At 55.9% G+C, this 15,437-nt stretch carries 17 protein-coding genes and 1 pseudogene; 5 read left to right on the top strand and 13 right to left on the bottom strand.

The window, feature by feature from the left end; translation table 11 throughout:
- Positions 1-306: 306 nt before the first annotated feature.
- The 10 genes and pseudogenes from DDZ14_RS18505 to DDZ14_RS20310 form a co-directional block, all read right to left on the bottom strand.
- On the bottom strand, positions 307-1,092 hold the full coding sequence (locus tag DDZ14_RS18505) for a CbtA family protein (protein ID WP_109426463.1): 786 nt from the start codon (positions 1,090-1,092) through the stop codon (positions 307-309).
- A 73-nt stretch (positions 1,093-1,165) separates the two neighbouring features.
- Positions 1,166-1,549, bottom strand: coding sequence for a nitrile hydratase accessory protein (locus DDZ14_RS18500; RefSeq protein ID WP_158275567.1), 384 nt, complete (start codon positions 1,547-1,549; stop codon positions 1,166-1,168).
- A 94-nt stretch (positions 1,550-1,643) separates the two neighbouring features.
- Positions 1,644-2,621, bottom strand: coding sequence for an acetamidase/formamidase family protein (locus DDZ14_RS18495; protein ID WP_109426461.1), 978 nt, complete (start codon positions 2,619-2,621; stop codon positions 1,644-1,646).
- Positions 2,622-2,631: 10 nt separating this feature from the next.
- Positions 2,632-3,303, bottom strand: a complete 672-nt coding sequence (locus tag DDZ14_RS18490) for an ANTAR domain-containing response regulator (protein WP_109426460.1) — start codon at positions 3,301-3,303, stop codon at positions 2,632-2,634.
- Positions 3,300-4,523 (bottom strand): transporter substrate-binding domain-containing protein, encoded by a 1,224-nt coding sequence (locus DDZ14_RS18485; RefSeq protein WP_158275566.1) that lies wholly within the window; start codon positions 4,521-4,523, stop codon positions 3,300-3,302. The genes DDZ14_RS18490 and DDZ14_RS18485 overlap by 4 nt, the downstream gene beginning before the upstream one ends.
- A gap of 187 nt (positions 4,524-4,710) precedes the next feature.
- Complete coding sequence (locus tag DDZ14_RS18480; RefSeq protein ID WP_158275565.1) at positions 4,711-5,244, bottom strand: DUF1097 domain-containing protein; 534 nt, start codon at positions 5,242-5,244, stop codon at positions 4,711-4,713.
- A gap of 293 nt (positions 5,245-5,537) precedes the next feature.
- Positions 5,538-5,723: a CbtB domain-containing protein gene (locus DDZ14_RS20315; protein WP_109426457.1), complete on the bottom strand. Its 186-nt coding sequence runs from the start codon at positions 5,721-5,723 to the stop codon at positions 5,538-5,540.
- Between the two features lie 36 nt (positions 5,724-5,759).
- Positions 5,760-6,380 carry a nitrile hydratase subunit alpha gene (gene nthA, locus DDZ14_RS18470; RefSeq protein WP_109426456.1) on the bottom strand — a complete coding sequence of 207 codons (621 nt, stop codon included), beginning with the start codon at positions 6,378-6,380 and terminating at the stop codon, positions 5,760-5,762.
- Between the two features lie 81 nt (positions 6,381-6,461).
- Complete coding sequence (gene nthB / locus DDZ14_RS18465) at positions 6,462-7,136, bottom strand: nitrile hydratase subunit beta (protein ID WP_109426455.1); 675 nt, start codon at positions 7,134-7,136, stop codon at positions 6,462-6,464.
- Between the two features lie 786 nt (positions 7,137-7,922).
- A pseudogene (locus DDZ14_RS20310) lies at positions 7,923-8,105 on the bottom strand (IS3 family transposase); the annotation flags it as partial.
- A 163-nt stretch (positions 8,106-8,268) separates the two neighbouring features.
- Here DDZ14_RS20310 and DDZ14_RS20305 point away from each other — a divergent pair.
- Entirely contained in the window at positions 8,269-8,619 is a 351-nt protein-coding gene (locus DDZ14_RS20305; RefSeq protein WP_109426454.1) for a DUF1636 family protein, read from the top strand.
- 229 nt (positions 8,620-8,848) lie between these two features.
- Here the strand turns inward: DDZ14_RS20305 and DDZ14_RS18455 are convergent, their stop codons facing one another.
- Both DDZ14_RS18455 and DDZ14_RS18450 read right to left on the bottom strand, forming a co-directional pair.
- Positions 8,849-9,745 (bottom strand): LysR substrate-binding domain-containing protein, encoded by an 897-nt coding sequence (locus DDZ14_RS18455; RefSeq protein WP_109426453.1) that lies wholly within the window; start codon positions 9,743-9,745, stop codon positions 8,849-8,851.
- Positions 9,746-9,939: 194 nt separating this feature from the next.
- Positions 9,940-10,365: a hypothetical protein gene (locus DDZ14_RS18450; protein ID WP_146193192.1), complete on the bottom strand. Its 426-nt coding sequence runs from the start codon at positions 10,363-10,365 to the stop codon at positions 9,940-9,942.
- A gap of 192 nt (positions 10,366-10,557) precedes the next feature.
- Between DDZ14_RS18450 and DDZ14_RS18445 the strand changes: the two genes are divergently transcribed.
- From DDZ14_RS18445 to DDZ14_RS18435, 3 genes are all read left to right on the top strand, one after another.
- The gene (locus DDZ14_RS18445; RefSeq protein WP_109426451.1) at positions 10,558-11,184 is read left to right on the top strand and encodes a glutathione S-transferase family protein; all 627 of its coding nucleotides are present in this window, start codon (positions 10,558-10,560) and stop codon (positions 11,182-11,184) included.
- A 52-nt stretch (positions 11,185-11,236) separates the two neighbouring features.
- Positions 11,237-14,119: a YbfB/YjiJ family MFS transporter gene (locus DDZ14_RS20040; protein WP_233252641.1), complete on the top strand. Its 2,883-nt coding sequence runs from the start codon at positions 11,237-11,239 to the stop codon at positions 14,117-14,119.
- A gap of 330 nt (positions 14,120-14,449) precedes the next feature.
- The gene (locus DDZ14_RS18435) at positions 14,450-14,731 is read left to right on the top strand and encodes a DUF1127 domain-containing protein (RefSeq protein ID WP_109426450.1); all 282 of its coding nucleotides are present in this window, start codon (positions 14,450-14,452) and stop codon (positions 14,729-14,731) included.
- Between the two features lie 109 nt (positions 14,732-14,840).
- Here the strand turns inward: DDZ14_RS18435 and DDZ14_RS19545 are convergent, their stop codons facing one another.
- Entirely contained in the window at positions 14,841-15,068 is a 228-nt protein-coding gene (locus DDZ14_RS19545; RefSeq protein ID WP_146193191.1) for a hypothetical protein, read from the bottom strand.
- A 111-nt stretch (positions 15,069-15,179) separates the two neighbouring features.
- Between DDZ14_RS19545 and DDZ14_RS19540 the strand changes: the two genes are divergently transcribed.
- Complete coding sequence (locus tag DDZ14_RS19540; RefSeq protein WP_146193190.1) at positions 15,180-15,365, top strand: DUF3095 domain-containing protein; 186 nt, start codon at positions 15,180-15,182, stop codon at positions 15,363-15,365.
- Positions 15,366-15,437: the final 72 nt, after the last annotated feature.

Below are 15,437 nucleotides of genomic sequence, written 5' to 3'. Positions count from 1 at the left end.
GCGAAATCGGCCGAGAAGGAAAGCGGCTCAGCATGGGCGGGCGCGGTCGGCAAGAAGGCCCCGGTCATCCCGAAGGCGAGCAATGTCGAAAGCGCGTAGCGTGACTGTCCCAGCATGGTACATCCTTGTGAATTATCGGAGATTTTCTTCTCCGGGCGGATGTAATGGCTACCCATCACAGAGATCGAGGGATAAGTCTGTCCGGGAGAAGGGAAGCTCAGCCACACTTCGACTTTCACAACAGAGCCCATTCACTGGCTAACGTGCGATTTCACAGTCTGCTCCACAATCCGTTCAGACCAGAATTTATTTCTGCCTGACCGGCCGCGTCCCGCCGCTGTGGTTTTCAGCGGGAACAAACCATTTGCCATACAGCCAGCCCGACATCGCCCCCATGAGCAGCCAAAATATAAGACCATGCGTTAAAGCGACAATCGCGAATTCCGCGGACAAATGGGCCGGAACACTCGAAGATACTTCTGCCTCAGTCGCTATTTCAGGGGCCCCAATTGCAAAGGGTGCGATCAACAACAAGAGACCAACCAAGATTCGGAGAGGCGTGGCAATCTTAAGCGCCGACGGGAACGCCAGTAAAGCCAATCCGCCAGATGTCGAAACGACGGTCCCGACCCACCAGATCTGCCGGCTGGTCAGATCCGCGGCCGCCATACCTGGGAGTTCCGGCGGCAATCCGAACAATGGCGCCAGGCTGAACGATACGAACCCTGCTCCACCCCACAAGAGTCCGGTTTGCGCATTGGTTCGATCGCCCCGGAGGTGAAATGCTGCAACTAACAGAAGCGAAAAGCCTATTCCGGCAAACAGGTTTGCACCAAGAGTCGATACCGAGCGTTCCAATTCACTTGCGGGGGCCCATTCATCTTCACCGCCATGAGAATGGTTCTGAGCAACCGCATGACCCGTCGGGCCGGTCGCTGTATGCGTCTCGACTTTCCCGGCCGCTTCTCCCACTGCCTCGAACTCTTCCGCTTCCAGAATTAGCGGCACGGCATAGATCATCTGAAAAATGGTTGACGTCGCGCCGGTTGCGAGTCCGGCAAAAAACGCGATGATTATTAACCTCTTAACCATAGTCTATTCTCCCCAAATCAGCAGCCGGCTTTATAACTTAGAGCAATGCAGCAGGCTGAACATCGTCTTGGTGTCAGGTGTAGTTTGAAAAGAACGAATACTCGCGTTCACCACTCGAGATTTCTTCTGTGCGCTTATCGACCTCCTCCTTGGTGACCATGCCATTTTCGATGGCAAGTTTTTCCAGAGCGGTCAGCCACTGTTCGTAATAGACCCAGGTTCCGTCATCCAGATCATGCGAGCCCTCCCAATCAGCAATCGCGCCGATCAAGTTTTGGCGAAAGTCTTCATAATTGATGATTCTCTCCTCGGAAAACGCCAGAACAATACCGAATGCACGGCTCTGCCAAGGCTCATCAAACTGAAGGCGCGCGCAGCGCTTGGGAGGTTCTGCCCCGCTACCTTCGAATCCTTTAACGAAACGGGCCTCCATTCTATCGAGTTTCTCTAGTTCCATTTTTCTCTCCATGTTTTCACAAGAGACGAATAGTCTCTGAAATGTGGTGAACCCTTAGAGGATTCGATGTCATCCAGTTCGCCTTGAACAAATGTCAGACAAGGTATTCTTTGCGGATCGATGCGCCGACGGTGTATTTCGGGTCGACAATATTGCCGACACGTAGTTTTCCCGCCTGGGTAAGAAAGAAATAGGCCTCATACATGTCCCAGCCATAGTCGTCGACCATCCATCGGATCAGCTCCCGATAAGCGATCCGGGTAGCATCCTCTAAAGGCCGGGCTGATCCCAACGTCATAACGAAATGTTCGTTCTCAAGCCTCGGCCATGCGATCGGATGCTGCTTGATCAAGTCTATCTGGATCGTAACGACAGCCGGAATTTCAACCGCTGTCCCACACAGTTCGCCATCACCCTGAGTGCCATGACAATCTCCCAGATACACATACCCCCCTTCGGTCTGCACCGGAAAATATACGATCGCCCCGGGCGCTACATCGGGAACGTCCATATTTGCTCCCCAGTAATCCGGCTGCAATGAAGAGACAGCTTCAATTTCCGGACTGACCCCCAAGGTACCGATAAAAGGTTCGTAGGGTAGTTTGATCTTGTCATTGAACTGAATCCCGTCTTCGGTGACGTTCATCTTCATTACTTTTTCAGGCAGCGGATCGTTCAACAGTGCCGTATTTGTTGTTCCGACAAGCCCGCCAAACTCGGGGATCAATGCGGCTGTTCCCGCCGGCTGGGGGCCGCGGGGAACGATCGAGTGAATCCGAATGGCAATTACGTCTCCCTTAGTAGCACCTTCGACGTAGATGGGGCCGCACTGGGGATTCAGAAACGGAACGTTCAGGCGTTCCGATGGGCTGCACTCCACCGTGTCTATCTGGCCTTCGAACGCATCATGCGTTTCGGCCACGACAATGTCGCCGGGTCTGATGTGCAAGACGGGTTCAGCAAAAGGACCATATGTATAATGATAAGTACCCTGCACCTCTTCCGTAAGCTGATGAGTCCTGCCCGCGATCCCCTTTGCGACACCCTTGGTCGTCATCCAAGAAACCTTCATCCAATCCAATTTATTGTCCTCCGTGTTCGACATTTCCGTTCTGAGCATTGCTCTGATCGCACCGCGTGTTGCTGACGTTCTTGTGCCCAGATAATCTTTTCAAAGCGACCAATGACCCCACGCGCGCAATCTGTTCACAGAGATTTTCGACTGAAATGCGATGCTTCATCGCCTCGGTCCGGAGGAATTGGAAGGCTTCCGTGCTGTCGAGGTTCAGGCTGGACTGCACGATGCCTGTGGCGGTCATTACACATGACCTCGCCCTGACACGCGCGGTCAAATTCTCAACCTTTCTTTTCAACTCGGATTTGAGCTCAAAGTCATGAAATGCGATCGCCAATGCACAAAAAATTCCGTTGGGCCCCAACGGCTTTAACAGGTACGCTGACGGAACCTGCGCGAGAGCCCACTCGATACGACCAGGGGCTTCAGACCCCATTAGTGCAATCAAGGGAATAGGGGCCTTACCTGGCTCCCATGAAAACTGTTGATCATACCCGCGATCGGCATCGAAAAAAACGAAATCGGCTCCGCCGGACTCAAGCCGATCGGCGGGCCAATGCAATTTCGCCGAGACTCCCAGCCGCTCCAACTGACCAATCAAGACAGCTGTGTTCTCGCTGGCAGGATGAACGATAACTGCACTTCGCCCCAAAAAATTTGGAATCTTTTGCCGTTTCATTGTATGGCCCTCCTGTCGGTCGCTGAGGCCACATGAAAAGACGAACTCGATGAAGAAGCGCCTTGTCTCTCCACCAAAGAAGATGATTTGAAATCCACAAGGTAGGGATCTGGTCGCACCGGCTCCTGTGCGGACTGAATGATGTCGAACTGGCCGAACTCGTTAGATATGCCCAATGAGGGCGTCAAATAGCAATGGTTGTTGCTTGGTTCGATCCAAATCTTTCCTTGTGGCGCGTTGAACTCGAGGCCGTACAGAGCTTGCTTTACGCTGTCCAAATCGTCTGAATGGGCTTTTTGCAGGGATTCTGCCAACATATGGGAGGCATTAAAGGCAGCTTCGGCATCTGCCGAAGTAACCCGTTCCCCACCGTATCGTTTTTTGTAGTCCGCGATGAAAACCTGGTTCTCGCGGCATTCAATTGATTGGAAGTACACGCTTGACGCGATATGGCCACGGGCAGAACAGGGGCTGAGCTTGGCCAGTTCGGGTTCGGAAAGTGTGTTGCTACATACGGGCATGGCCTCGGATTGCAACCCCGTGTCATTCCTTCGCGCTTCATACAAGGACCGCATGAAGGTCTCGCTGGATATCCCGATCAGTGAACTGAAGATGTATGATGGTCGCAATCTTATAATTTCTTCGACGATGTCATCGACATCCACGGATCCCACAGGGACGTAACGCTCGCTCAAGACGCTCCCGCCGCAGGCCGAGACACCTTCACGCATGATGCGGTTGCTTTCCCAACCCCAGATATAGTTTGAACCGACACAGCAAACATTTCCCCCGTAAGTTTGAAGCATGTAGGCCATCAGAGGGACGATGTGCTGGTTTGGAGCGGATCCCGTGTAGATTACATTGCCGCTGCTTTCGAAGCCTTCGTAGTGGGACGGATACCAAAGCAAACCATCGTATTTCTCAAAAACCGGAATAATTTCTTTTCGGCTGGAAGAAGTGTAGCATCCAATGACGTGTTTTATACCTTGGTTCTTGAGAAGGTGTATGCAGGTCGAGTAGTAGTCCCGCAGGTCCCCGCTCGGATCGCAGATTGTCGGAACAAGTTCGAAATCGAACCTCGAATCAGCATTCACCTGTGATATCGCCAGTAACGCCCCATTTTGCAACTCCTGACCAATCGCACCATAAGGGCCAGACGTCGAAAACAGGATTCCAACCTCGATCTTCTTTTCTTTCTGGTTGCGCCCTTCCGATTTCATTGTAACTCTCCTGTGCGACTGCGCCTGATCGAATATTCGCGCTGTGTTCATCAGCTCCGGATTGACCTGTACGACGAACTCTCAAGGTCGTTCCTGGGTTGCCGCCGAAGCGGCCCAGGTAAACAAAACATGTGCTTTGACATGTTACCGACCGCTCCGGCACCAATAATTAAGAAGTTATTTCCCATCATCCGGGTGCCTCATTTTTTTTGCCAACCAAGATTTCCGAACCTTTCGCAGACGCTAACGCGAAACAAGTACCGATCGCCATTGAAACAAACACGACGAAATACGAGCTCGTGAAGCTGATCGACAAAAGCGCTTCCGAAGTAAACCGATCCGGGGTTTGCAGCAGATACGCAAACGTCGAAGCATATCCGAACGTGGTACCGGGGATAGATGCGAAAGGTGGGAAGTTTGCCGCCAGGATGTAAAGTGCGATCGAGACTGCCACGACAAGTGCGGGCCAGACTGTTGCGCCCAGAACTTCACCCAATGGCAACGAAATAATCACTACCGCCGTTGTGGAGGCCACGAATACGCCAAAGGCATTCGAGATGATCGTGGTGATAAAAGCTGTCGCGTCGCCGCCAAAGGCAAAGAAGCACGCCCACGCAACAAAGGCCGCCCAAATCAGGATCGTCCCCAAGGTGAGAAAAAGCCAGACCGCGACGAAGCCGCAAATTGAGACACTGACTGCCAACGAAGTGATTTTCGACATTATTACTTCCTTTCCGTAAGGCCTTTCGCCGACGTGATCTGCCGACCTCTTGATGAGCGGAGCCAACAACACAGGAACCGCGCTTCCGAACAGCAACATAGCTGGAACAATAAAGTTCGAAATCCGTTGACCGTGGTGCGCACCCAAATCGTCGAGATAGCATTCCTACCACAATACGATTCATTTCACCTTCAGGTATTCAGACCACTTAGCTCCACGGACTTCAGCGCAGGTGCCCCGGACCTTTTCCGCACCAGGAAGTTCGCGGAGGCCGGCGGGGCACCTAATTTATCTCAGTGACACGGGAAACCGATCGTATGCCGAGCGTCATGTGCCGCATTGTGCGCCATAGAGGTATTCGATAGGCCGACGCCAAATACGAACACGATCCCCAAGACCAGCAGTACAAGAGACGACTTCAGACGCTCAGATACAGCGACCGTTGACGGTCGCTCGATCGAGATTGTTCCACTTTTCATATTTACTCTCCTTTTCTCTATTGGATTGGCACTCTGTTAATTGGCGTGAACTAGCCCCAATCCCTGCATGGCTTCAGTCGAAATCAGATCGGCCAGTTTTTCTTCGCTCCACCCTTCGGTACCTTCCGGCCGCACGGGTACGACAAAGAAGCGGACCTGCGCACTGCTATCCCAGATCTCGATCTTGGTAGAGGGATCAAGTTTGACATCGAACTCCTGCAATACTTCGCGCGGCTCACGCACAATGCGCGCTCGGAAAGCCGGATCCTTGAACCAATAGGGCGGAAGGCCAAGCAATGGCCACGGCCAACACGAACACAGCGTGCAAGTCACAATGTGGTGTACCGATTTGGTGGCTTCCACCGCCATCAGGTTTTCGCCTTCGATGCCGTCGCGTATGCCCAGCTCCGCGATGGCAGCATTGCAGTCTTCCAGCAGGCGCGCCTTGAAATCGGGATCCACCCAAGCTTTCGCGACAACTTTCGCACCGTTGAAGGGACCCATCTCAGTTTCAAAGAAACCGATCACTCGGTCCACAGTATCCTGGCCGATCAGGTTCTTTTCCCGAAACAGAGATTCCAGCGCCTTCGTTCGCGCAGCGTAGTAGGATTCCTGCTCTCGCAGGTGGTGATGGTGGCCATCGTCTTTATTTGACATTGGTTAGTCCTCACAGTTGGATTTAGCCAAAACAGCTGGCTGTGCAGTCTGACGCTAACTGTTCCGGCTGATGTTTTGGCGTCACGCCGCTTCCAAATAGCTCTCGAACACTTCGCTGAAGAGCGAGTCACTCGTGTCGGGTCTCTCCGGCCAGATCTCACGCGTCATGAACTTGACCCTGTAAATCGGCTGTGGAACGCTGATGCTGTCAGTAGGCACACTGTCCGAATACAAGACGGCCTTCGGGTAGACCTCGTCGATCACACCGACCTGATTCCGGAGATATCCGATTAAGCGAGTATGAACGGCTGACGGGGGATCAAGAACGCGCACCCTCTGCCCGATCTTGAAAACGGGGTTGTTGGCAACATCGCGATAGGGATCGTCTCCCGTGTACATGTAATCGACCACCGCCTGGGTCACCTTTGGGTTGCCTTTTTCGGGCAGCGGCGCATCCGGATTCTCAAGATAGTAATCCGTCAGCTCGTCGAGCTCTTCTTCATTGATGTAGTTGCGCTCAATCAGAAATGCGCACATGCCACCAAGCCACTTAATGTAGTAGCGATATTTGAAATAATCGAGCGGGTTCATGCCTTCCGCTTTCACCCGGAGATGGGGCCAGGCCCATATGCCGGTTCCCATCATGCACATGTGAACGCCGAAAAGTTGTTTTTCCCACTCTTCGACGAAAACGCGCTTCTCGGTGCTGACAGGGCCAACATTTTCGAGGCCGCCCAGATATTGTTGCAACTTCATAGTCGCTCCTCCGTGTTAAACACAAAAAAACCCCCGAAACCAAAGTGGTCACGAGGGCCCCATTGCCGTGCGCATTTCGGCGCTATGTATTCGAAGCCAGTTGTCGGCTTCTCAGAGCGATCATCCCACAAGCAGGATTCTTAGGCAATAAAAAAATGTCGTCGTATACATGCTCGTCATTCGGTCCGGTCTAAAATCTCGCGGAGAAGCAGGATGCGCGCAGGTATCGTCAAGCCCAACGCTTCATCGTAGTGATCTGATTTTGCTTTCGAAAAATGGAGTTGTCTACCGGATGAAAGATTTGCTCATTGCGTTGGTTCGCCGGTCTCTCGATAAACTGGGCGGCGGGCGCCTCGCTATACCACATGACAAGAAAACGGACGGACGCGGCGGCTTGAACCTGTGTTTCTAAGACGTCGCGCGAGCCGATATGCTTGGCCACGATTCGCGTGGTTGATCAGCTCCACGCGAGCGGTCCAGTTTGATTACTAGTACAAGCCCTGCCCTCGATCCATCGGGATGACGGTTACCAAGCCCGGTGGATAGTAGCCCTGGGCACCGTGAGGCGTTTCGTGGTAACGTCTTTTTTCAGTGTTCGCTCAGAATTTGTGCCTCACACGGGATTGATCCTGCCATGAAGAGCGCCGTTCGGCGAGGGTCTATGTGGCCATCCGGGATAGAGCGCGTAGCTCCAGAATTGGTTGCGGTATTCCAGCCACATCCGACCGCGCAACCCATTTTCGGCAAGAGCCCACTTTTCTTTGGTCGCTTTACAAGCACCTTGAGCTCCTCCCCGCCGCCAGAGGCGTTCGACCCGCTTGTCGATCACCGGCCAGCTCGCGTTCCACAGCACGGCAGCGATCCTGCGATAACCATGGTGGCCATACTGCGATCGAGTGCGAGCATGTCAGCAAACAGCCGGCTTTCGTCAACGCGACCTCTGGGCAGCTTCCTCTGCGTAGGCTGATGCTATCCAACCGCGGTAGGCGCAGCCCTACTGGCCTTATGGGATCACCGCAGAAACGACCCATCTGAGATCTATCCACGAACTCACTTGACTCGGCAATGTTCAGATTTGAATACTCATTTCTTTAGTTGAAGTGCGTCCCGCGTGTAAGGAAATGTAGAGCACATGACCGATACAGTCTTCATATGCCGCTCGTGTTGCGATGCCGGCGAAGCACCCGCGGGAGCGCGGTTTGCTCAACGATTACGGGAGGTTATGGTGGGGCAACCGGAGTTCCAGGGTGTCGTGGTGAAGGAATCGCCCTGTATGCTCACCTGCGACAAACCGGTGGCTTTGTGCTTGCGCGGGCCGGGAAAAGCGGCCTATCAGTTTTCGAATGTTCGGCCCGAGAGCGACCTGGAAAACGTGCTTACACTTGTGCGGCTTTACGTGTCGAATAAGAAGGGCGCAATCGTTGACGCACGTCCGATTGGGCGATTACGTCATTGCCTAAACGCACGTCTGCCTTCAACATAAAGGGGCAAACCGGCTTTGATGATCAGAGCTGGTTCGAGCCATCGGTGCGTCAGAAATGCAAAACTCCGACAACGCAGATCGACAGCGGGTTGACGATTGGCTGAAAACCGTGCAGAGGGCGCGGCCAGAACAATCACTTCTCTAACAGTACCGACAGAGCGCACGAATTCTTGCGCTCTATGGTAGCAGGACGCTTCACACAATTTAGTGCGTTTAAGAACGGTGTTAATCAATTCAGCACGGCCACCGAACGCAACCGATCCCGGGCAAGCTCGATGAAGCTGCGCACCTTGGCTGTGGCCCGGCGTCCTTCTATGTGAACGAGGTGGATCGGCAGCGGCTCGGGTTCATCGTCCTCAAGGACGATCTGCAAAGTGCCCGCGTTGAGTTCCGGGCCGATCTGATAGGATAAAACCCGGCACAATCCCCAGCCACGGCACGCAATCTCAATGGCTGCAGCCACGCTTGAGACGGTCAGTCGCGGCCGTACTCGGACCGCCTGATCCTTCGCCGCACCAAACCGCCAATCTGTCACCGGACTAACCGGCGAGGCCGAGACAACCCGGTGATCCTGCAAGTCTCGAGCTGTCTGCGGCACGCCATGTTTGCGAAAATACTCCGGCGCGCCGCAGATGACCCGGCGCACGCGTCCGACCCGGACAGCCGACAAACCCGACGAGGGCAAAGGCCCGATCCTCACCCCGACATCCAACCCTTCTTCGACCAGATTTACAATCCTGTCCACCATCAGCACCTCCGCGCTCACACTTGGATAGATGTCAAGGTAGTCGGTCAGAATCGGGTTGATATATATGCGGCCGAACTCCACCGAAGACGTGATGCGCAACAGACCGGTCGGATTCGTCGCCGCTCCCGCAGCGGCGTCGTCGGCGGCGCGAAGCTGCGCCAGTATGCTCCGCGCATCCTCCAGATAGGCCGTGCCGACATCGGTAAGACGCACCCGGCGCGTCGTGCGGGTAAACAGCCGTGCGCCCAATCTCTCTTCCAGCGCGTTGATGCCACGCGTGGCTGACGGCGCGCTGAGCCCGACAATACGCGCTCCCGCTGCCAAACTTCCGGCTTCAGCGACGGCCACAAAGACTTCAAGTGCCTGGATTCGATCCATTCAAGGGCCTCATTTAGGTCATTTCGCAAAATAATGACTTTCACATTGGAGCTATTCCTTCGGATGGCAAACGCTTTTTATTTCATGGGACGTAACTACCCCGCTCGTGCAGACAAGACTGCCAGAGGTTTCCAATGTCTCGCAATCCCACACCGGCCAAAATCACAGGTGCGCTCGCCGCGCCTCAGGCCCTGCTAGAGATTGTCCATGAATCGCTGGGCGCTGTCCCGAACTTCTTCCACCTTGTGGCCAACAGCACATTGACGTTGGCGCGCGAATTTGGGCTCAATGGTGCTTTGGCCGGAGGCGTACCGAATGCCGCCACTCGGGAACGCTCCGCCCTGCCCATCGTCAACTATAACAGCTGTGATCACTGCGACCGCGCCCACGCCCGTCAGGGCAAGAATGTTGCCAAACGGGATGGTCCGGAAATTGCTGCCAATCGCACGGGCGGCTCGACCGATGCTAGGGAGCATACCCCAGTTGCCCTCGCCCTCAAGGTTGCGTTCGTAAGTGGGACGGGTCGACGTGGAGAATTTGCCCCAGGTGCATGCGGCCGAATATTCCGATGCCGAACTGGTCGAGATCGAGGACCATGTCGCGTTGAACACACTGAACAACTACATCACCGAAGCCTTGCAACCGAGGTCGAATTCCTCGTCATCCCCACAAAGTCATCCCCACAAAGCGCGCCGCATGAGGATCGGGCTAAGGTCACTGAGGTTCACTCCCTCCGCTGCCCCTCGGAGCGGCGCAAAGACGGCCACCTCGGACATAGCGCTCTCGCACTCCAGCCCTGAAAGGACACTACAATGACGGCTCCAATCAAACTCTACCGCAACCCAAAATCGGGCCATTGCCACCGAGTTGAGCTGATACTCGCCTTCCTCGACCTGCCCTACGAGACCATCGACGTCGATATGGCTAATGGCGCGCACAAGGCGTCGGAGTTCCTCAAGATCAGCCCCTTCGGCCTTGTTCCGGCAATTGACGACGGCGGCTATACGCTGGCGGACAGCAACGCGATCATAACGTATCTGGTGCTGACCTACGCCAAGGGGTCGGACTGGATGCCTGAGGAGCCGAAGGTTGCCGCAGAGGTGCAACGGTGGCTGACCGTGGCCGCCGACAACATCTATTCGGGGCCTTGCGCGGCGCGTCTAGTCAAGGTCTTTGGGGTAACGCTGGATCACGAAGCGGCCGTGGCGAAAGCGCATGACCTGTTCAAGGTGATGGAAACGCATCTGACCCGACGCGACTGGCTCGCGGCCGACACCATCACCATCGCGGATGTCGCGGGTTACAGCTATATTGCGCACGCCCCCGAAGGTGGTGTGGATCTGAACCCGTATCCCAATATCCGCGCGTGGCTGGATCGGATCGAGGCGCAGCCGCGATTTGTCGAAATGGCAAAATCCCCGATCCCTGAATTGATTTGAGACCGGGCTGCGCTGACGCTTCTCTGCGTCGGCGCGCCATTTATCGCGAGAGATGCGCCCCGACATGCCGCAAAAGGTACACACAAACCCTTTCCACGCCGGAGAGTTGGAAGCGCAGGCGCGCGCAGGCGCAGGAGACGTGGCGTCTTGGGCGGCGGGATTCATCCGCGATTACTTGCCAGAGCAGCATCGCGATTTTCATACCTCGCTGCCCTTTTTTGTCATCGCCGCAGGGGATGCGGAGGGGCGACCGTGGGTCACCATTGTCGAAGGCCGCGACGGGTTTATCAACTCCCCCAATCCGTGCACGCTGACCCTTGACACCGCGCTCGATGCGCAGGACCCGCTGACGGCGACATTGCAGGAAGGTTCGGATATTGGTGGGCTGGGCATTGATCCTGCGACGCGCCGGCGCAACCGGCTGAACGGTTTTTTCCATCGCACGGAGACGGGCTTTGCCATCGCCATCCGGCAGACGTTCGGCAATTGCCCGCAGTACATCCACGAACGTAATTGGTATCGGGTCATCCGGACCGCACCACCAGTCGCAGAGCATGGCGGCGAATTGTCCCTGGCGCAGCGTGCGCGGATCACCGCCGCTGACACGATGTTCATTGGCACAGGGCACCGGCGGGGCGACGACGTGCCCTCACGCGGGTATGACGCCTCGCATCGCGGCGGCGCGCCAGGTTTCGTGCAGATTGTGGACGCCACGCACCTGCGCATCCCCGACTATGCGGGTAACAACTTTTTCAACACGATCGGCAATCTGGTGATCGAGCCACGCATTGGGCTGCTTTTCGTGGATTTCGAGACTGGAGGTCTTTTACATGTCAGTGGTCGGGCGCAGATCGACTGGGCTCCAGATGATGCTCTCGATCCTGGCGCGCGACGAGCGATCGAGGTCACCGTTGAGGCCGTGGTGGACCGACCTTCGGCGCTTTCGCTGCGCTGGACCGTCTCGGACACCAAGGCCGACAGGCTGCAACTTGTGCGCAAAGTTGTGGAATCCCGGGACATCACCTCCTTCCACTTTTCCGGCGCTGATCGCGCCGAGCTTGCCCCCTTCGAGGCGGGCCAGCATTTGCTCATCGAACTGCAGATCCCCGGCCAAACGGGAACAGTTAAGCGCAGCTATTCGCTTTCAGGTGCCCCGGTATGGGCCGAGGGTTATAGGTTGAGCGTCAAGCGTCAACCGCAGGGCCTCGTTTCGCGCTTCCTGCACGATCAACTGGAACCCGGCGACGTGATTGAGGCGCGCAAGCCCTCGGGAGATTTCGTGGTCCCCGCCGGCGAATGCCCGCTAGTGCTGGTCAGCGCAGGTATCGGCCTGACGCCGATGGTATCAATGCTGCACGCGGCGGTGGGCGAACAGGAGGACCGCCCGGTCTGGTTCGTGCACGGTACGCGGAACGGCGCATCCCATGCGCTTGCCGCTGAAGTCGACAGGCTGGTTACTACGCGTCCCACTGCCCATCGCCACGTTGTCTACAGCCGCCCCGAGGCGGGTGATCTGCCAGGGCGCGACTATGACGCTCGGGGCCACATTTCCGCCGAGAGCGTTCTCGCACTGAACGCCGGTGCCGAAGCTCACTACATGCTATGTGGTCCCACGCAGTTCATTTCGGATATCCGGATCGGCTTGGAAGCCGGGGGGGTCCCCGCGGATCGAATCCACTTTGAATCCTTCGGCTCACATCGCGTCGACAGCAGTTGCAGAAAGCCAGAGGCGCTAGTTCGACCATGGATCATACTGCTGGGTTTGTCGCTCGGTGTAGCGGTATCCAACGGCTTCGCGCGCTTCGCCTACGGTTTGATCCTGCCGGCTATGCGAGAGGACCTTGACTGGACATATACGGAGGCAGGTTGGCTCAACACCGCTAATGCACTTGGCTACCTTGCAGGCGCAGCCTTGACGCTCGCCATCATTCGACAGCGGCCCGCGGCCTGGCTGTTCGCTGTCGGAATAGTCGGCACAAGTGCAAGTCTTGTCCTTTCAGGCCTTACACAGAGCTTCTGGCTGCTTACGATTTGGCGTGTCTTCGCGGGCGTATTCGGCGCACCTACGTTCATTGCGGGAGGTGTACTTGCGGCCAACCTTTTCCCGGATACAAGGCGGATGGCGCTTGCCATTGCGCTCTACTTTGGCGGTGGCGGTATCGGCATTGTGCTGTCTGGAATTACCTTGCCGCTATTCTTTGAAATTAGTGGGTCGGAAAACTGGCCAATGTCTTGGCTCGGCCTCGGCGCGGTGAGCGCGTTGGCTTGTACCCTATCCCTGTGGTCTGCGAGACAAATGTCCGCTAGGGCATCAATGGCAAGCGGCAGCGGATCTGGCGCGGTAGAGCCGTCCCACCTGCCCATCCTGCGGATGCTACCCGCGCTCACGGGCTACGGGCTATTCGCCGTCGGCTACATCGTAACAATCACGTTTCTGGTCGCCTTCATGCACGACCTCGCCGCCGACGCGGTGCTCGTCTCGACGGTCTGGGTCGCGATGGGGCTTGCGATCGTCGCCTCGCCTTTCTTGTGGCGTGTCGTTCTCGCCCGGTTCTCTAACGGCGTACCGCTTGCGGCCGCTACCTTCGTAACAGCAATTGGCACTGCGCTGCCGATCGTGTGGTCCGCTCCCGCCGGATTGGTCATGGCGGGTGCTGTCTTCGGCGTTGCAGTTTTTATTGCTCCTGCGGCCGTTACCACGTTCTCGCGCGGCAATCTGCCAGCTTCGCTACAAGCGAGTGGCATCGCGCTGTTCACGGTGGTGTTCGCGGCTGGGCAAACCATCGGTCCAATCGCCGCCGGCGCGATTGGAGATGCCTTTGGCTCAATCGCGCATGGGCTCGGAGCCGCGGTGGCGGTTCTCATGGCTGGAGCATTAACTGCCTCGCTCCAGCCGTCTCTGATTGGCAGCAGGACGAATGAACAAGTGCAGTAATGATATGCTCGTTATGATAACTCGTACTGGGCTCTTCCAGAGTAATTGGCTTGGAATGAGGCAGGGCGCCGACTCTCAAGCCTACGAAAAATTGCGAGCTGGCGAGTCGCGCTCCCGGCTTGCCCCTAGGAATGTTACGTGGCGTGCCGATCTTTCACCGGTTTTTGGACATCTTCATATGGCGTCGACAGCCTCATCACTCGACGCTCTTTGCCTGTGTGTGTCCCTCTGTCCAGGAACCATGCGGGACGCTGAACATGTCAAGTCCATTGCCACGACAGGTAATGTAATTCGCCACTAATCAGAAAGACCAGAAGGAGATTGCCTACTATGCAAATGATTGTGAACGCCCTGAAGTGGAAAATGTCTGCGGCATCGCGGATCGCCATCGCTCTGGCCAAATGGATGCGCGCGAAACGGAACATCCATAAGCTTGAGAAATTGAGCGATGGGACACTATGCGACATAGGAATCGATCGCAGCGAGATTGTCTCCGCCGCCAAGTTGGAAGCAAGATGTTGGGCTGCAGAGCAAGTTCAATTTCGCCGCTTTAAGCATTCATCGAATTCGGCAAATTCGGCATGCGGATGCCTGGACTCCTGCCAAAGCTGAAGGTTGCCAGAATACTGGACTTCTGTCGGCAACGCACGATGCCGCGTATCTGGCGACGAGGCAACCGTCGCCCGTAGACCGCGAACAGGGAGAAGCTAAATGTAAAAGTTCATCCAGATGACGAGAAAACACCCTCGAGGAATCTTTCGGCCGAGTTCCGAGAAAGCAACATCCTCTCCCCAATCTTTATGTGCTTCTCAATGTCCACCCGTTCTTCCGGGTCCTCTTTATGCTCAAGGACTGCCCTCAGCTGTTCTACGGCCTCACGGATTTCCGAGACTCTCGCTTTCCACTGATCCACAAGTTCCTTCTCCTGGCGCGTGATCGGCCCAGACATGCGAACCGTCCCTGCGCGCATGTCGAGTACGATCTAGTCCGGATGAAGTGTCTTCGATTTGAGGTTACGCGGACCGTGGAAGGTCCGGATTTCGTGCTGGCGCAGACTAGAATGGAGGATGACATGCTAACGGTCTCCTGCGACCGGGACGCCAACATCAAACTGCTCAGACAGCTTGAGCTGGCGGGCAAGATCGAGATTTATGGTGTCGCGATAGAAGGGCACGAAGACAACCGCAAGCTCTCTGGCACTAAATCGCTATGCGATAGTGGCTCTGTGTGGTGGGCGTTGCGCTGAACTGGGATTTGCTTCGCGGTTTTCGATGCCGGGTGTGTGCTGTTGGCCGAGGTGATTTTGCCTCGATTGACA

Origin of the sequence: Maritimibacter sp. 55A14 (genome assembly GCF_003122205.1) — a bacterium.
Classification (GTDB): Bacteria; Pseudomonadota; Alphaproteobacteria; order Rhodobacterales; family Rhodobacteraceae; genus QEYE01.
This window is presented reverse-complemented; position numbering and strand designations above follow the sequence as displayed.